This window comes from Dokdonella sp. (genome assembly GCF_017744955.1).
GTDB lineage: Bacteria > Pseudomonadota > Gammaproteobacteria > Xanthomonadales > Rhodanobacteraceae > Dokdonella_A.
In genome coordinates, this window is record NZ_JAGIAG010000002.1 from 108,684 (window position 1) to 124,703 (window position 16,020).

Here is a 16,020-nt window from a genome sequence, read left to right on the forward strand (position 1 = left end):
GGACGGATGCCTTCTCGAATCACCAATCCCCAATCACTGCCCTTACAGCACTTCCGACGCGTAATCCGCCAGTCGCGACCGCTCGCCGCGGCGCAGGGTGATGTGCGCGCTGTGCTCCCAGATCTTGAAGCGGTCCACCGCGTAGGTCAGGCCCGAGGTGGTCTCGGTCAGGTAGGGCGTGTCGATCTGCTCGACGTTGCCGAGGCAGATCATCTTGCTGCCCGGGCCGGCGCGCGTGATCAGCGTCTTCATCTGCTTCGGAGTCAGGTTCTGCGCCTCGTCGATGATCACGTAGCGGCTCAGGAAGGTGCGTCCGCGCATGAAATTCATCGAACGGATCTTGATGCGCGAGGCGAGCAGGTCGTTGGTCGCGGCGCGACCCCAGGCGCCGCCTTCCTGCGGATTGGTCAGCACTTCGAGATTGTCGGTCAGCGCGCCCATCCACGGCGTCATCTTTTCCTCCTCGGTACCGGGCAGGAAGCCGATGTCCTCGCCGACGGAGACGGTGGCGCGCGTCATGATGATTTCGCGGTAGCGCTGCTGGTCCATGACCTGGGCGAGGCCGGCGGCGAGCGCGAGCAAGGTCTTGCCGGTGCCGGCGGTGCCGAGCAGGGTGACGAAGTCGATCTCCGGATCCATCAGCGCGTTCAGGGCGAAGTTCTGTTCGCGATTGCGCGCCGAGATGCCCCACACGGTATGCGAGCCACTGCGATAGTCGTCGACGATCTGCAGCACCGCCTTGTTGCCGTCGAGGCGCAGCACGCGCATCTCGACCTCGTCCTCGCCGGGCAGGTACAGGCTCTGGTTCGGATGCCAGTCCTCGTCCTTGCGCCGCTTCACTTCGTAGTACGTGCGGCCGCGCTCGGACCAGGAGCGCAGTTCGCCGTGGCGGTTCCAGAAGTCCGCCGGCAGCTCGGCGACGCCGGTGTAGAGCAGGCTGAAATCGTCCAGCGCGCGATCGTTCTCGTAGTCCTCGGCGGTGATGCCGTGGATGGTCGCCTTGATGCGCAGGTTGATGTCCTTGGACACCAGCACCACCGGCACTTTCGGCCGCTGCTGGCGCAACGCCACGATCGAGGCGAGGATCAGGTTGTCCGGCAGGGTGCGCCGCTGGCTCTTGTCGGCGGCGACGAGCGCGGTGGTCTGGAAATAGAGCCGTCCGGCCTTCTGCTTGCGATTGAGCTGGATGCCCTGCGGCATGCGCAGCTCGACGCCGTCCTCGATGTGGTTGCCGTTGCCGGCGACGATCAGCTCGTTGAGGAAGCGGCTGACCTGGCGCGCGTTGCGCGAGGTTTCCGAAGTGCCTTTCTTGGCGGCGTCGAGTTCTTCCAGCACCGTCATCGGGATGAACACGTCGTGTTCCTCGAAGCGGAACAGGGCGGTCGGATCGTGCATCAGCACATTGGTGTCGAGCACGTAGATGCGCTTGCCTCGGGTCATGCGGGGCTCTCGTGGGAACGGAGAAAGGATGCGCGCGCGGCGCGTGGCCGCGATGCATAGCAGAACAAGATGACGCTCAAGAGTGGGATAGGCGCTCCAGCACGGCCGCCGCATGGCCGGGCACGCGCACGCCGCGCCATTCGGCGACCAGAGTGCCTTGCGCGTCGATCAGGAAGGTGCTGCGGATCACGCCGACGAAACGGCGTCCGTATAGGCTTTTTTCGCCGAGCACGCCGAACGCGTTGCACCAGGTCTCGTCGACGTCGGCGAGCAGCGGAAACGGCAGCGACTGCTTGTCGCGGAATTTCGCGTGCGAGGCGACCGGATCGCGCGAGACGCCGACGATCTCGCAACCGCGCTTGCGGAATTCGGGGTAGATGTCGCGGAACGCCTGCGCTTCGTTGGTGCAGCCGGGCGTCGCATCCTTCGGATAGAAGTAGACCACCACCGGATGGCCGCGCAGATCGGCCAGCGTCAGCGTGCTGCCGTCGTGCAGCGTGCCCTTGAGCTTGGGAACCTTCTTGCCGACCGCTATCGTCATTGAATCGAGCTCGAGTGAGTCAGGCGCAATGGAGTCGAATTCGACGGGGCTCAGAACTTCATCGGATCCATGATCGCGTCGAGGTTGAGCCCGTCGCAGAACTCGAGGAAATCGTCGCGCAGCGCGGCGATGTGCATCGTGTTCGGGATGCCGACGGTGATCTGCGCGGAGAACATGTCGGCACCGGTCTGCATCGCGCGATAGCGCGTCGAATGCAATTGTTCGATGGTGATGCTCTGCTGCGCGAAGAATTCGGCCAGTTGGAAAAGCACGCCCGGCTTGTCCGCGGCGACCACCTCGACCACGTACGGCAACAGGTTGGACTGCTGCTGCTTCGCGCTGGTGCGGAAATGGCTGAGGCGCAGCTCGCCGTCGCGTTCCAGCCGTGCCAGCGCGTTTTCGAGTTTGGCGATCGCGTCCCAGGCGCCTTGCGCCAGCGCGAGCACGCTGAGTTCGTTGCCGAGCGTCGACACGCGCGCTTCGGCCAGATTGCAGCCGCATTCGGAGATGCGCTTGCTGATCGCCACCAGGGGCGACTGCGCGGAGGCGCTGAAGGCGCTGATCAGCAGATAGTTCTCGTTGGAAGCCGGGCGCGAGGCGCTGTCGTTCGGAGCCTGTCTTCCTGCTTGCTTCACGATTCCGCCGCCCTGTCGATCGCTGCGCCACTGGTCGGCGCCGACGACCCAGAATACTGGCGGGGCAGAGGGGGAGCAAGGGAAGCTGCCGGGCCGGCGCACGGCTGAATGGACTTGCGAGGACGGTCCCCGCTACCATCGAAATCCCGCAAGCATTTGAATCTCTGTCTTGATTCTTTCCGGCAGCATCTGCGCATTGGCGACGCCGCTGCGTTCCCGCGACGACGGCCTCGATCTCGAGGCTTGCGGTCGCCTGGTCGACTACCAGTTGGAGGGCGGCACGCGCGCGCTCGTCGTCGCCGGTTCGACCGGCGAAGCGGCTGCGCTCGACGATGCGGAGTACTCCGCGCTGATCGAATTCGTCAGCGCGCGCGTCGCCGGTCGCGTGCCGGTGCTGGCGGGAACCGGCCTGCCGGCGACCGCAAAGACGATCGCGCAGACGCAGCGCGCTCGCGCAGCCGGAGCCGACGCGGCGCTGGTGGTCGCGCCGGCCTACGTGCGGCCGACGCAGGCCGGCATGCTGCGCCATTTCAACGAGGTCGCCGAACGCGGTGGCTTGCCGGTCGTGCTCTACAACGTACCGGCGCGTACCTCGAGCGATCTGCTGCCGGAAACCGTCGCCCAGCTGGCGCGCCACGGCAACATCGTCGGTATCAAGGAAGCCTTGCCGGACGCGCAGCGCATGCAGGCGCTGCTCGCGCTGCGGACCGACCGCTTCCGCATCTTCTCCGGCGACGACTCGACCGGCGCGCGCGCGATGCGCGCCGGCGCCGACGGCGTGATTTCGGTCGCCGCCAACGTCGCGCCGCGGCTGTTTTCGGCCATGTGCCAGTCCTGCGCCGCCGGCGCGGCGGACGCCGAGGCGCTCGATCGCGCGCTGCAGCCGCTGTACGCGGCGCTCGGTGCGGAACCGAACCCGATTCCATTGAAATGGTGCCTGGCCCAGCTCGGCCTCGGCGAAGCCCATCTGCGCCTGCCGCTGCTGCCCTTGTCACCCGCGTACCATGCCGCGACGCTCGATACGCTGAACCGCCTCGGCCTGGTCGAGGCCGTCCGCGCGGCCGGCTAGGCTAGACTAGTCGTCATTCCCCCGCTTACCTGCCACGAGATTCCACTGTGAAAAGAATCGTCCTCGCGCTGCTGACGGCCATCATCGCGGCTTCGCTGATCAGCGGCTGCGGCTTCCTGCGCAAGCGGTCCGAGCGCAAGAACAACGAATACAAGATGGCGGTCGAGGAACGTCCGTTGGAAATCCCGCCCGGTCTGGACATGCCCAATACGACCGGCGCGCTGACGATTCCCGGCGCGGCGGGCTCGTCCTCAGGCGCCGTGGCCTCTTCATCGACCGAAACGCCGCCGGCGGACGGTTCGAGCGCCGTGATCGGCGCCAGTGGCGCCGGCGTGGCGCTCGGCGGCGACGGCCTGCGCGTCACCGACAACGTCGAAAGCACCTGGTCGCGCGTCGGCCTCGCGTTGGAGCGCTCCGGCGCGGCAACGATCGTGAATCGCGACGAGTCCGGCCGCACCTACACTGTGCAGACCACCGGGCAGACGACGGTCAAGCCGGGCTGGTTCAAGCGCGCAGTCACGCTCGGTATGGCCGGTACGAAGAAGACCGCGCAGGTGCAGCTGACCGTGCGTGTCAGCGCCGACGGCGACGGCAGCAAGGTCGGCGTCGAGGGCGCCAACGACGAAGCCTCGCGCGACGCGGCGCGCGCGCTGCTCGCGACGCTGCGCGAACGTCTCAGCTGATTCTCGCGATTCGCTTGATATCGCTGCAACCATCACGGTGGTTGCAGCATAGGTGAGTGCGGCCTGGGTTGAGTCCGGACTGGCTTTCCCAGTCCGCGCGGAAACCGGCGCCTCAGCGTTCGATCAAGTCGCGCTTGCCGGGCTTGCCGTCCCAATCCTTCGCATCCGCCGGTGCGTCCTTGCGCTCGGTCAGCACCGGCCAGAGCTTGGACAGCTCCGCGTTCAGCGCGATGAAGTCCTCCTGGCCCGCCGGTACGTCGTCTTCCGGGAAGATCGCGTTGGCCGGGCATTCCGGCTCGCACAGCGTGCAGTCGATGCATTCCTCGGGATCGATCACGAGGAAGTTCGGCCCTTCATGGAAACAGTCGACCGGGCAGACCTCGACGCAGTCGGTGTACTTGCACTTGACGCAGTTCTCGGTGACGACGAAGGGCATAGGATCGGGGCTAGAAGTCGTTGCGGAGCTGGGCTCGAACGCGCTTTTCCAAGGAAACTGCGCGGATCGGCTTCGAAGCGGATGTTAATTGAAAAGCGGCCAGGGAAGGGCCGCTCCGGACTTCAGTGAGACGAGAAGCGCGACGCCGCGCTTCCGTCCCCGAAGCGGCGTTCACGGATGAACGCACGAGCAAATGGCGCTCCCTACGAGGTTCGAACTCGTGTTCCCGCCTTGAGAGGGCGGTGTCCTAGACCACTAGACGAAGGGAGCGGGTTGGGATTTGCGAGGCCGCGTAGTATAACGAATCGGTAACACGCGGCAAACACCGGAGCACCTGCAGGGAATGAATTCGGAGTCTATCGTACGGAACGCGCCGGTCGACGGGGCGTTCCGCATCATCCCGCGCGCGGAGCATTCCATTTCCCGCAGGGACATTTCGCCCGGTGCATTGCGCGTGCTGTATCGCCTGCGCGAGGCCGGTTTTCGTGCCTGTCTGGTCGGGGGCGCGGTGCGCGACCTCCTGCTCGGCGGCCACCCGAAGGACTTCGACGTCGCCACCGACGCCACGCCGGAGCAGGTCCGCGCGCAGTTCCGCAACTGCCGTCTGATCGGCCGGCGTTTCCGGCTCGCCCACGTCGTGTTCGGCCGCGAGATCGTCGAGGTCGCGACCTTCCGCGGCAGCAGCGACGACGGCAGCGGCGACCGTCATCTCGTCGACGGTCGCCTCGTGCGCGACAACGTCTACGGCAGCATCGAGGAGGATGCGGTCCGGCGCGACTTCACCATCAATGCGCTGTACTACGACATCGCCGATTTCAGCGTGCGCGACGCGGTCGGCGGCATGGACGATCTGGAGCGCCGCACGTTGCGTCTGATCGGCGATCCGGAGCAGCGCTACCGCGAGGACCCGGTGCGCATGCTGCGCGCGGCGCGGCTCGCGGCCAAGCTCGATTTCGAGATCGCGGCGGACACCGCCGCGCCGTTCGCGACGCTGGGCCCGCTGCTGGCGGAAGCGCCGCCGGCACGCCTTTTCGACGAGGCACTGAAGCTGTTCCTCAGCGGCTACGGCCTCGCCAGCTTCCGCGCGTTGGAACGCTACGGCCTGCTGCAGCACGTGTTCCCGGCGACCGCGCGCGCGCTTTCCGGCGGCGGTTCGGGCGCCTTCCGCCATCTGCTCGAGCAGACGCTGGCCAATACCGATGCGCGCGTACGTGAAGACAAGCCGGTGACGCCGGCGTTCCTGTTCGCCGCGATGTTGTGGGAGCCGGCGCGCGCGACGGCGCAGGCGCTGATCGACAGCGGCAGCGACGCGTCGATCGCCTGGCCCAGCGCCACCGCGCGCGTGCTGCGCGAACAGGCGCAGCGCGTCGCGATTCCGCGCCGCTTCACGCTCGCGGTCGAGGAAATCTGGTCGCTGCAGCCTCGTTTCGCCTCGCGTACGAAGAAGCGCGTGTTCCGCCTGCTCGAGCACCCGCGCTTCCGCGCGGCGTACGACTTCCTGCTGCTGCGCGCGCACGAGTCCGCGGAATTGGCCGAGCTGGCGCAGTGGTGGACCGAGGCGCAGGAGATCGACCAGGCCGAACTGGCCACGCGTCTGAACGCGGTGCCCGCGCCGGCGAACGACGAGGCCGCGCCGCCGAAGAAGCGCAAGCGTCGCCGCCGGCGCAAGGCGTCGTCGTCTCAGGCGAGCAGTAGTGAGTGAGCCGGAGACGACCGCCTACGTCGGGCTCGGCAGCAATCTCGACGGACCGGAGCAACGCGTCCGGCACGCGCTGAATGCGCTCGGCACGATCGAGCGGACCCGCCTCGTGCGTCATTCGCGTCTGTATCGCACGGCGCCGTGGGGCCGCGGCGGGCAGCCCGATTTCATCAACGCGGCCGCGCAATTGTCGACCGCGCTGTCGCCGCGCGAGCTGCTCGATGCCTTGCTCGCGCTGGAGATCGAGCAGGGCCGGCATCGCGACGGCTCGCGCTGGGGACCGCGCACGCTGGATCTCGACCTGCTCGTGCACGGGGAGGCGCGGATCGCCGAACCGGGATTGGCGCTGCCGCATCCGCACATCGCCGAACGCGCCTTCGTCCTGCTGCCGCTGGCCGAGATCGCTCCCGAACTGGTCATTCCCGGCGTCGGCCGTGTGCGCGAGCTGTCGGCCGGCGTGGATGCGCGCGGCTGCGCCCTGCTTGAGCAGGCACGAGCGCGCACGGAATAATGCGCGCTCCCATCTTCGAGCGCCGACCTCCGATGCAAGCCAACGCCGCGACCGGTACGCCGGTCACCGTGCCCGACCTGCGCGAGCGCAAGCGGCGCGGCGAGAAGATCGTCACGATCACCTGTTATGACGCCAGCTTCGCGCAGCGCGTCGACGAAGCCGGCGTCGACGTCGTGCTGGTCGGCGACTCGCTCGGCATGGTCGTGCAGGGTCATTCGAGCACCTTGCCGGTCAGCGTCGACGACATGGTCTATCACACGCGCCTGGTCGCGCGCGGCCTGCGACGCGCATTGCTCGTCGCCGACCTGCCGTTCATGAGCTATCGCAACGTCGACGTCGCGCTGACGAATTCGGCGCGCCTGCTCGGCGAAGGCGGCGCGGCGATGGTCAAGCTGGAAGGCGCCGGCTGGGTGTGCGAGGTCATCGACGCTTTGAAGCGGCACGAGGTGCCGGTGTGCGCGCACCTCGGCCTGACGCCGCAATCGGTGCACTCGTTCGGCGGATACCGCGTGCAGGGCCGCGGCGATGCCGAAGCGGCGCGGCTGAAGGCGGAGGCGAGGGCGGTGCAGGAGGCCGGCGCCGATCTGCTCGTGCTGGAATGCGTGCCGGCGGCTCTCGCCGCCGAGATCACTCGCGAACTGCGCATTCCGACCATCGGCATCGGCGCCGGTGTCGACTGCGACGGACAGGTGCTGGTGCTGCACGACATGCTCGGCATCACGTCCGGCAAGCGTCCACGCTTCGTCAAGGATTTCCTGCAAGGACGCGGCTCGGTGCTCGAGGCGATCTCGGCCTACGCCGACGACGTGCGCCGCGGCGCATTCCCGACGTCCGAACACAGCTACTGAGCCGCGCATGGAAATCGTCCGCCGCAACAACGAGCTGTACGCCGTCGTCGACGTCTGGCAACGCGCCGGCAAGCGCATCGCCCTGGTGCCGACGATGGGCAATCTGCATGCGGGGCATCATTCGCTGATCACGCTGGCGCGTGAACGCGCGGACGTTGTGATCGCCAGCGTGTTCGTCAACCCGACCCAGTTCGGTCCGCACGAGGATTTCGCGCGCTATCCGCGCACGCCGGACGCCGACGCGGCCGGTCTCGCCGCGAGCGGCTGCGACCTGTTGTTCCTGCCGGGCGTCGAGGACCTGTATCCATACGGCGCCGATCGCAGTGTGCGCGTGAGCGTGCCGGAACTGACCGGCGTGCTCGAAGGGGCGATTCGACCGGGGCATTTCGATGGCGTCGCGACGGTGGTCGCGAAGCTATTCAATCTCGCGCGGCCGCACGTGGCGGTGTTCGGCCAGAAGGACTATCAGCAACTGCTGGTGATCCGACGCCTCGCGCGCGATCTCGGTTATCCGATCGAAATAGTGGCCGCGCCGATCGTGCGCGAAGAGAACGGGCTGGCGATGAGTTCGCGCAACCAATATCTCGATGCCGATCAGCGCGCGCGCGCCAGCGCCATCAACGTCGCGCTGCGGGCCATGGACGAGCACATGCGTGGGGCCCGGCCGCGACAGGAGGTCGAAGCGGAAGCGAGTCGGCGCCTGACCGAGGCCGGGCTGCAGCCGGACTATGCCGTCATCCGGCGGGCGGCGGACCTCGCCGAGCCAAGTCCCGATGATCGCCAACTGGTGGCCCTGATTGCCGCGCGAATGGGACAGACCCGGCTGATCGACAATCTTTTGATCGACCTGTAGCGTTTTTCCTTCGCGTTGTGGTATTCTCCCAACTGCCCGAGGGGTTTTTGCAACGCTAGTCGTTGTGCTCCGAAGGCAGCAGGGCGCATTTAGGTAGTCGTCACTCCAAATTAGGACCCTCGCTGCGGCGACGCGCGAGGGTTTTTTTTACCGCTTACTTTCAGTAAGTTATTGATTTAATTTTAATTGTATTTTTGGCGATACGAGTCGTGCTGCATAAGCACATGCTTTGATATACTGACCGGGTCCGCATCTGTTGCGCGGACGCAACAAGTCGGAGACTCCATGCACCTCAACATGCTCAAGGCGAAGATCCACCGCGCGACCGTGACGCACGCCGAGCTGCACTACGAGGGTTCCTGCGCGATCGACGGCGATCTGCTCGACGTTTCCGGCATCCTCGAGTACGAGCAGATCCACATTTACAACGTCAACAATGGCGAGCGCTTCTCGACCTACGCGATCCGCGCGGACGAGGGCTCGGGCATCATCTCGATCAACGGCGCCGCCGCGCATCGTGCGCAGCCGGGCGATATCATCATCATCGCGGCCTACGGCGGTTACAGCGAGGCCGAGGTGGCGCAGCACAAGCCGCAGCTGGTCTACGTCGACCGCAGCAACAAGTTGACGCATACGAATCGCTCGATTCCGAAGCAGGCCGCATAGAAAATCTTTGGACACGGATCGACGCGAATGAACGCGGATCGGCCATAGTCCAAATGCCTCAGCTCACTCGAGCTTTTCTCGATCGGCGCTCATCCGCGTCGATCCGTGTCTGAATCGTTGAGTCTTTCTGTAGGGCGCTGCGACTGTCGTTGCAGCGCCCAGGCGACGTGCTCGCGCACGAGCATCGACGCGTCGTCGGCGCGGCTGCGCAGGGCGGCCAGCACACCCGGCGTGCCAGGGGCATTGCCGAGCGCGACCGCGATGTTGCGCAACCAGCCCTCGTAGCCGGTGCGGCGGATCGCCATGCCGGACGTGCGCTCCAGGAAATCCGATTCGCTCCACGCGAACAGCTCGGCAAGCCCAGCTCCGTCGAGGCCGTGCCGTGGCGCGAAGTCGGCCTCCGGCGTCGGTTGCGCGAACTTGTTCCACGGGCAGACCAGTTGGCAGTCGTCGCAGCCGAAGATGCGATTGCCGATCAGCGGACGCAGTTCTTCCGGTATCGCGCCGCGCAGCTCGATCGTCAGATACGAAATGCAGCGGCGCGCATCCAGCCGGTACGGGGCGACGATCGCCTGCGTCGGGCAGACGTCGATGCAGCGCGTGCAGGTGCCGCAATGCGCCGACGGCGGCGCGTCGATGGGCAGCGGCAGGTCGGTGTAGATTTCGCCGAGGAAGAACCAGGAGCCGGCATCACGGCTGAGCAGCAAGGTGTGCTTGCCGATCCAGCCGAGGCCGGCGTCGCGCGCGAGCGCCTTTTCCAGCACCGGAGCCGAATCGGTGAAGACGCGATGGCCGAACGGCCCGGTCCTCTCGGCGATGCGATCGGCGAGCTTCTGCAGACGCGCGCGCAGGATCTTGTGGTAGTCGCGGCCGAGCGCATAGCGTGAGACGTAGGCGCGCTCGCCGTCGGCGAGTACATTCCAGGCTTCGCCGATGTCCGGCGGTGCGTAGTCCATGCGCGCGGACAGCACACGCAGCGTGCCCGGCTGCAGCGCGGCGGGTCGGCTGCGCTTCTCGCCGTGGCGCGCCATGTAGTCCATCTCGCCGTGGAAACCGGCGTCGAGCCAGCTCAGCAGATGCGCCTCGTCGGCGTCGAGGTCGATACCCGAGACGCCGATGCGCTGAAAACCCAGTTCGGCGCCCCAGCGGCCGATGTCGGCGCGCAGGCGGGTGTAGTCGATCGTGTTCATGCAAAGTCGGGTGAGCGCTCGTCCGCGAGCATAGCGCGGCGACGCGCGAGGCCGCTCCGGAGACTTTAGAATCCGGCGATGAGCCACGCCGTCCGCGCCACTTCGCTCTACACCGCCGCACAGGTGCGCGCGCTCGATCGCGCGGCGATCGAGCGTCTCAGTATCCCCGCCGTCGAACTGATGCAGCGCGCGGCCGCGGCTGCCTACGCGTCGTTGCGGCGGCGCTGGCCGCAGGCGCGGCGTGTCGTCTTGCTCGCCGGCAACGGTAACAACGGCGGCGACGCATTCCTTCTCGGCCGGCTGGCGCTGCGCGACGGATGGACGGTCGATACGATCGCTTTGTCCGACCGTTCCGTCGGCACCGCCGAGCAGGCGCGTGCCGCCTTCGTTGAGGCCGGCGGGCGCGTTCGTCTCGCCGGCGACGACACTGACTTCGGCGCGGCCGAGGTCTGCGTCGACGGCCTGTTCGGCGTCGGACTCGGCCGGCCGATCGACGGCGCGGCGGCCGCGCTGGTCGCCAGGCTCGACGCCTCGCGCCGGCCCGTGCTCGCTCTCGACTTGCCGTCCGGCCTCGACGCCGATCGCGGCATACGGCTTGGACCATGCGTGCGCGCCGACGCGACGATCAGCTTCGTCGCCTGGAAACGCGGCGCGTTCACGGCGGATGCCGCCGACGTCTGCGGCGAGCGCGAGCTGGCCTCGCTCGACGTTCCCGCTGCCGCGTTCGACGGCATCGACGCGGATGCCGAGTTGCTCGATTCCTCGATCGCGCGCGTGCTCGCGCCGCGTGCCGGCAACGTCAACAAGTCCCACTACGGGCACGTGCTCGCGATCGGCGGCGACGAAGGCATGGGCGGCGCGATTCGGCTTGCCGGCGAAGCGGCGCTGCGCACCGGCGCCGGCCTGGTCAGCGTCGCGACGCGGCCGGCGCAGGTGCTCGCGATGAATGCGGCACGGCCGGAGCTGATGGCGCACGGAATCGACGATGAAGCGGGTCTGCGGCTACTGCTCGAGCGCGCGAGCATCGTTGCGGTCGGGCCGGGGCTGGGGCAGGCCGCCTGGGGCAGGGCATTGTTCGGCGCCGCGCTCGCCTGTGGCAAGCCGCTGCTGCTCGACGCCGATGCGCTGAACCTGCTCGCGGAGACGCCACGCGCGCTGCCGGTCGAAGTCGTGCTGACGCCTCATCCGGGCGAGGCCGCACGGTTGCTCGGCTGCGATACCGCGACCATCCAGCGCGATCGCTACGCCGCCGCGCGCGCACTGGCGCAACGCTACGCGGCGGTCGTCGTGCTCAAAGGCGCCGGCAGTCTGATCGCCGATCCGCGAGGACGCGTCGCGGTCTGTCCGTGGGGCAATTCCGGCATGGCCTCGGGCGGTATGGGCGACGTGCTGAGCGGCGTGATCGCGGCCTTGCTCGCGCAGCGATTGTCCGCCTGGGACGCTGCGCGTCTGGGCGTCGCGCTGCACGCGCGTGCCGGCGACCTCGCCGCTGCGCAGGCACCGCGCGGCTTGCTGGCGAGCGATTTGTTCGAACCGCTGCGGCGGTTGGCCAACCGGTTCGACGCATGAGCCTTCTGCTACCCGACATCGACGAAGCGCAATTGGTCGCGGCCGCACGGCGCCTCGCGCCGGTCCTGCGCGAGGGCGGCATCGTGCATCTGCGCGGCGACCTCGGCGCGGGCAAGACGACGTTCGCGCGGGCGCTGCTGCAGGCGCTCGGCGTCGGCGAGCGCGTGAAAAGTCCGACCTACAGCCTGATCGAGTCCTATCGCGTCGGCGACCGCGACGTCCACCATCTGGACTTGTACCGGCTCGCCGATCCGGGCGAGCTCGAATGGCTCGGTCTCGCCGAGCTCTGGGGTGGCTCGACCCTGGTGCTGATCGAATGGCCCGAGCGGGGCGCGGGGGCGATGCCGCCGCCCGATCTGTTGCTGCGATTGGCGCATTCGGGCCAGCGGCGGTCGCTGGAGGCCGAGCCGCTCAGTGCACGGGGGGAGCAGTGGCTGGCCGAGTGGGCAGTCCCGGTCGCATTGTGAATCGGTCGCTTGGGTTCAATTCCTGAATGGGAATTCACGAAAGCTTCGCACGTTTCGGATTTTCAAGGAAAAAGCTTGCTTTTTCCAGGCGCTTTCGATTTGAATACGCGCCATGTGGGGACTTCGCATCCAAGCTTCGCTGCTCTCCGGCCTTGCGCTGCTGCTCGGAATCGGCTCGGCTTATGCGTCTGAAATCAAGAGCTTGCGTATCTGGGCGGGCCCCGAATACACGCGCGCGGTGTTCGACGTTTCCGGACCGGTCGACTACAAGCTGTTCGAGCTGAACAAGCCGGACCGCATCGTGCTCGACATCCGCGGCAGCGACCTCGGTCCCGGATTCAGCGCGCCGGCGGTGAAGGGCCTGCTGAAGAGCCTGCGCGCCGGCAAGCAGGGCAAGACCGATTCGCGCATCGTGTTCGATCTCGCCGACGGTGTGCGGCCGAAGAGTTTTCTGCTGCCGCCGGCCGACAAGTTCGGCTATCGCCTCGTGCTCGATCTGTATCCGGCCGCCGCCAAGCAGGTGCCGGTCAAGACCGTGGTCGAAGCGGCGCCGGGCAAGGCGCGCAACGTCGTCGTCGCGATCGACGCCGGCCACGGCGGCGACGATCCCGGCGCAACCGGCGCCAGCGGCACCCACGAGAAGGAAATCACGCTCGCCGTCGCGCGCCAGCTGAAAAAGCTGGTCGATCGCATGCCGGGCATGAGCGGCGTGCTGATCCGCGACGCCGACTACTTCATTCCGCTCGAGCGGCGCTACCGCAAGGCGCGCGAGGCGAAGGCGGACCTGTTCATCTCGATTCACGCCGACGCGTTCACCAGCAGCGACGCGCGCGGCTCGTCGGTGTGGGTGTTGTCGCCGCGCGGCGCGACCAGCGAAGCGGCGCGCTGGCTGGCCGATCGCGAGAACCGCGCCGACCTCGTCGGCGGCATCTCGCTCGACGACAAGGACGACATGCTGGCCAAGGTGCTGCTCGACCTCTCGCAGGGCGCGACGATGGGCGCCAGCGTCGCGGTCGCCGAGCAGGTGCACGGTGCGCTGCGCAAGCTCGGTCCGACCCATCGCAACTACGTCGAGAAGGCGAACTTCGTCGTGCTGCGCTCGCCGGACGTGCCGTCGATCCTGGTCGAGACCGCGTTCATCAGCAATCCGACCGAGGAAGCGCGGCTGAAGAATCCCGAGCACCGCGAGAAGCTCGCCGCGGCGATTCTCGACGGCGTCGACGAGTATTTCCGCGCGACGCCGCCGCCGGGCACGCTGTACGCCCAGAACGCGGATCGCGCGCGCGAGAACGCGCGGGCAAAGGCGCAGCGCTACGTCGTCAATCGGGGCGATACCCTGCGCGCGATCGCCGAACGCCACGGCACCACCGCGTCGCAGCTGCGCGCCGCCAACGACCTCGCCGACGAGCGCGTGCGCCCGGGCGAAGTACTGCAGATTCCGCCGTCCGGCTGATCGCCGCGTTCGGCTATGATGCGCGACTCCCATGTCGCGCATCCGCTCGCTCCCGCCCGAACTCGTCAACCAGATCGCCGCCGGCGAGGTCATCGAGCGACCGGCTTCGGTGGTCAAGGAACTGGTCGAGAACAGCCTCGACGCCGGCGCCCGGCGCATCGAGATCGACATCGAGCAGGGCGGAGCGCGCCTGATCCGCATTCGCGACGACGGTGGCGGCATCGATGCCGACGACCTGCCGCTCGCGGTCGCCGCCCACGCGACCAGCAAGATCGCCAGCTTCGACGATCTCGAACGCGTCGGTACGCTCGGCTTTCGCGGCGAAGCCCTGCCGTCGATCGCCTCGGTCTCGCGTTTCGCGCTGACCTCGCGCGCGCGCGGCGCCGACGCGGCGTGGCGCATCGAGGTCGACGGCGGCAAGCCGCGTGCGCCGGCGCCGGCGCAGCATCCGCAGGGCACCAACGTCGAAGTGCGCGACCTGTTCTACAACCTGCCGGCGCGACGCAAGTTCCTGCGCGCCGAGCGCACCGAATTCGGTCACATCGACGAGCTGGTGAAGTCGATCGCGCTGGCGCGCACGGCGGTCGAATTCCGCCTCAGCCACAACGGCAAGCCGGTGCGCCTGCTGCATGCGGCGCGCGACGAAGGCGATCAGGCGCGTCGCGTCACCGACGTGCTCGGCGAGGAATTTCCGGTCAACAGCCTGCGCATCGAGCACGAGGCGGCCGGTCTGCGTCTGCACGGCTGGGTCGGCTTGCCAACCGCTTCGCGTTCGCAGGCGGACCAGCAGTATTTCCACGTGAACGGTCGCCTGGTGCGCGATCGTCTGGTCGCGCACGCCGTGCGCCAAGCCTATGCCGACGTGCTCTATCACGGCCGGCATGCGAGCTTCGTGCTGTTCCTCGAGCTCGATCCGGTCCTGGTCGACGTCAACGTGCATCCGGCCAAGCACGAAGTGCGCTTCCGCGAGGGGCGCCTCGTGCATGATTTCCTGTATCGCACTCTCGACGATGCGCTCGGCGGAACGCGCGCAGGCGGTGCGGTTTCCGCTGCGGCGGGTCCCGCGTCCACGCCGCTGCCTTCCGCCGCGCCGATGTCTTCGTACGGTTATGCGCCGCAGCGCCAGGCCGGCCTCGGTCTCGGCGTGCGCGAACCGCTGGCCGACTATGCCGCGCTGTTCGGCGAGGCGCGCGCCTTGCCGCGGATTTCAGCCGACGCCGTCGTCGGCGAAACCGCCGCGCCGGCCGCGAATCGCGACGCGGAAGACGTGCCGCCGCTCGGCTTCGCGCTGGCGCAATTGCACGGCATCTACGTGCTGGCGGAAAACGCGCACGGCTTGATCCTGGTCGACATGCATGCCGCGCACGAGCGCATCACCTACGAGAAGCTCAAGGCGGCGCAGGAAGGCGCCGGCATCCGTTCGCAGCTGTTGCTGGTGCCGCTGAGCCTGGCCGTCAGCGAACGCGAGGCGGGCGTCGTCGAAGAGCACGTGGCGCGTTTCGCGGAGCTCGGTTTCGACGTCGAACGCAGCGGCCCGCAGAGCGTCGCGGTGCGGCGCATTCCAGTGCTGCTCGACGGCGCCGACGTCGCCCAGCTCGTGCGCGACGTCATCGCCGATCTCGCCACACACGGGCAATCGCGCCGTATCGAGGAGAGCGGCAACGAACTGCTCGGCACGATGGCCTGCCACGGCTCGGTGCGCGCGAATCGTCGCCTCAGCGTGCCCGAAATGAACGCGTTGCTGCGCGAGATGGAAGCGACCGAGCGTTCCGCCCAATGCAATCACGGGCGGCCGACATGGGTGCAGCTCGGCATCGCCGAACTGGATCGTCTTTTTCTGCGCGGACGGTGATTGGAAAACGTTTGCGATCCGTCCGGGATCGCTGTGTCTGTTAATGATTCGGCTTCGTTCTGCCCGCGGCCACGCATGGCCGCACTTCTCAAATCTCACCTCAAGGAT

General features: G+C 67.6%; 16 protein-coding genes and 1 tRNA gene. 11 read left to right on the forward strand and 6 right to left on the reverse strand.

The window, feature by feature from the left end; genetic code table 11:
• Positions 1 to 42: 42 nt before the first annotated feature.
• The 3 genes from J7520_RS05540 to J7520_RS05550 form a co-directional block, all read right to left on the reverse strand.
• Positions 43 to 1,440 (reverse strand): PhoH family protein, encoded by a 1,398-nt coding sequence (locus J7520_RS05540; protein WP_291185139.1) that lies wholly within the window; start codon positions 1,438 to 1,440, stop codon positions 43 to 45.
• Between the two features lie 76 nt (positions 1,441 to 1,516).
• Positions 1,517 to 1,981, reverse strand: a complete 465-nt coding sequence (locus J7520_RS05545; RefSeq protein WP_291185140.1) for a peroxiredoxin — start codon at positions 1,979 to 1,981, stop codon at positions 1,517 to 1,519.
• A gap of 50 nt (positions 1,982 to 2,031) precedes the next feature.
• Positions 2,032 to 2,616: a glycine cleavage system protein R gene (locus J7520_RS05550; RefSeq protein WP_291185142.1), complete on the reverse strand. Its 585-nt coding sequence runs from the start codon at positions 2,614 to 2,616 to the stop codon at positions 2,032 to 2,034.
• 169 nt (positions 2,617 to 2,785) lie between these two features.
• Here J7520_RS05550 and dapA point away from each other — a divergent pair, with 169 nt between their 5' ends.
• Together dapA and J7520_RS05560 are read left to right on the forward strand one after the other, a co-directional pair.
• The gene (gene dapA, locus J7520_RS05555) at positions 2,786 to 3,685 is read left to right on the forward strand and encodes a 4-hydroxy-tetrahydrodipicolinate synthase (RefSeq protein ID WP_291185144.1); all 900 of its coding nucleotides are present in this window, start codon (positions 2,786 to 2,788) and stop codon (positions 3,683 to 3,685) included.
• Between the two features lie 47 nt (positions 3,686 to 3,732).
• Positions 3,733 to 4,368, forward strand: coding sequence for a hypothetical protein (locus J7520_RS05560; protein ID WP_291185148.1), 636 nt, complete (start codon positions 3,733 to 3,735; stop codon positions 4,366 to 4,368).
• A 112-nt stretch (positions 4,369 to 4,480) separates the two neighbouring features.
• On the opposite strand, the gene fdxA is transcribed toward J7520_RS05560, so the two are convergent.
• Both fdxA and J7520_RS05570 read right to left on the reverse strand, forming a co-directional pair.
• Positions 4,481 to 4,804, reverse strand: a complete 324-nt coding sequence (gene fdxA / locus J7520_RS05565; RefSeq protein ID WP_291185151.1) for a ferredoxin FdxA — start codon at positions 4,802 to 4,804, stop codon at positions 4,481 to 4,483.
• 194 nt (positions 4,805 to 4,998) lie between these two features.
• Positions 4,999 to 5,074, reverse strand: a tRNA-Glu gene (locus J7520_RS05570).
• A 73-nt stretch (positions 5,075 to 5,147) separates the two neighbouring features.
• On the opposite strand from J7520_RS05570, the gene pcnB reads away from it, so the two are divergent.
• The 5 genes from pcnB (at position 5,148) to panD (ending at position 9,381) form a co-directional block, all read left to right on the forward strand.
• Positions 5,148 to 6,506 carry a polynucleotide adenylyltransferase PcnB gene (gene pcnB, locus J7520_RS05575; RefSeq protein WP_291185154.1) on the forward strand — a complete coding sequence of 453 codons (1,359 nt, stop codon included), beginning with the start codon at positions 5,148 to 5,150 and terminating at the stop codon, positions 6,504 to 6,506.
• The gene (gene folK, locus J7520_RS05580) at positions 6,499 to 7,014 is read left to right on the forward strand and encodes a 2-amino-4-hydroxy-6-hydroxymethyldihydropteridine diphosphokinase (RefSeq protein WP_291185157.1); all 516 of its coding nucleotides are present in this window, start codon (positions 6,499 to 6,501) and stop codon (positions 7,012 to 7,014) included. Before pcnB ends, folK begins: the two co-directional genes overlap by 8 nt.
• A 32-nt stretch (positions 7,015 to 7,046) precedes the next feature.
• The gene (panB, locus tag J7520_RS05585) at positions 7,047 to 7,862 is read left to right on the forward strand and encodes a 3-methyl-2-oxobutanoate hydroxymethyltransferase (protein WP_291185160.1); all 816 of its coding nucleotides are present in this window, start codon (positions 7,047 to 7,049) and stop codon (positions 7,860 to 7,862) included.
• 7 nt (positions 7,863 to 7,869) lie between these two features.
• Positions 7,870 to 8,715 (forward strand): pantoate--beta-alanine ligase, encoded by an 846-nt coding sequence (gene panC / locus J7520_RS05590; RefSeq protein WP_291185162.1) that lies wholly within the window; start codon positions 7,870 to 7,872, stop codon positions 8,713 to 8,715.
• A gap of 285 nt (positions 8,716 to 9,000) precedes the next feature.
• Complete coding sequence (panD, locus tag J7520_RS05595) at positions 9,001 to 9,381, forward strand: aspartate 1-decarboxylase (protein WP_291185164.1); 381 nt, start codon at positions 9,001 to 9,003, stop codon at positions 9,379 to 9,381.
• An 89-nt stretch (positions 9,382 to 9,470) separates the two neighbouring features.
• Here panD and queG read toward each other — a convergent pair whose 3' ends face one another.
• Positions 9,471 to 10,571 carry a tRNA epoxyqueuosine(34) reductase QueG gene (gene queG, locus J7520_RS05600; RefSeq protein WP_291185167.1) on the reverse strand — a complete coding sequence of 367 codons (1,101 nt, stop codon included), beginning with the start codon at positions 10,569 to 10,571 and terminating at the stop codon, positions 9,471 to 9,473.
• A gap of 78 nt (positions 10,572 to 10,649) precedes the next feature.
• Between queG and J7520_RS05605 the strand changes: the two genes are divergently transcribed.
• The 4 genes from J7520_RS05605 to mutL all read left to right on the forward strand — a co-directional run bounded on the left by J7520_RS05605 (position 10,650) and on the right by mutL (position 15,912).
• A complete protein-coding gene (locus J7520_RS05605; RefSeq protein WP_291185169.1) occupies positions 10,650 to 12,140 on the forward strand; it encodes an NAD(P)H-hydrate dehydratase in 1,491 nt (496 codons plus the stop codon).
• The gene (gene tsaE, locus J7520_RS05610; RefSeq protein WP_291185172.1) at positions 12,137 to 12,607 is read left to right on the forward strand and encodes a tRNA (adenosine(37)-N6)-threonylcarbamoyltransferase complex ATPase subunit type 1 TsaE; all 471 of its coding nucleotides are present in this window, start codon (positions 12,137 to 12,139) and stop codon (positions 12,605 to 12,607) included. The genes J7520_RS05605 and tsaE overlap by 4 nt, the downstream gene beginning before the upstream one ends.
• A 202-nt stretch (positions 12,608 to 12,809) precedes the next feature.
• The gene (locus J7520_RS05615) at positions 12,810 to 14,060 is read left to right on the forward strand and encodes an N-acetylmuramoyl-L-alanine amidase (protein ID WP_291185175.1); all 1,251 of its coding nucleotides are present in this window, start codon (positions 12,810 to 12,812) and stop codon (positions 14,058 to 14,060) included.
• 31 nt (positions 14,061 to 14,091) lie between these two features.
• On the forward strand, positions 14,092 to 15,912 hold the full coding sequence (mutL, locus tag J7520_RS05620; protein ID WP_291185178.1) for a DNA mismatch repair endonuclease MutL: 1,821 nt from the start codon (positions 14,092 to 14,094) through the stop codon (positions 15,910 to 15,912).
• Positions 15,913 to 16,020 lie beyond the last annotated feature (108 nt).

Coding starts and splice junctions, on each gene's coding strand:
- J7520_RS05540 (WP_291185139.1), bottom strand. CDS start 1,440: ATGACCCGAGGCAAGCGCATCTACGTGCTCGACACCAATGTGCTGATG.
- J7520_RS05545 (WP_291185140.1), bottom strand. CDS start 1,981: ATGACGATAGCGGTCGGCAAGAAGGTTCCCAAGCTCAAGGGCACGCTG.
- fdxA (WP_291185151.1), bottom strand. CDS start 4,804: ATGCCCTTCGTCGTCACCGAGAACTGCGTCAAGTGCAAGTACACCGAC.
- pcnB (WP_291185154.1), top strand. CDS start 5,148: ATGAATTCGGAGTCTATCGTACGGAACGCGCCGGTCGACGGGGCGTTC.
- panB (WP_291185160.1), top strand. CDS start 7,047: ATGCAAGCCAACGCCGCGACCGGTACGCCGGTCACCGTGCCCGACCTG.
- panC (WP_291185162.1), top strand. CDS start 7,870: ATGGAAATCGTCCGCCGCAACAACGAGCTGTACGCCGTCGTCGACGTC.
- panD (WP_291185164.1), top strand. CDS start 9,001: ATGCACCTCAACATGCTCAAGGCGAAGATCCACCGCGCGACCGTGACG.
- queG (WP_291185167.1), bottom strand. CDS start 10,571: ATGAACACGATCGACTACACCCGCCTGCGCGCCGACATCGGCCGCTGG.
- J7520_RS05605 (WP_291185169.1), top strand. CDS start 10,650: ATGAGCCACGCCGTCCGCGCCACTTCGCTCTACACCGCCGCACAGGTG.
- tsaE (WP_291185172.1), top strand. CDS start 12,137: ATGAGCCTTCTGCTACCCGACATCGACGAAGCGCAATTGGTCGCGGCC.
- mutL (WP_291185178.1), top strand. CDS start 14,092: ATGTCGCGCATCCGCTCGCTCCCGCCCGAACTCGTCAACCAGATCGCC.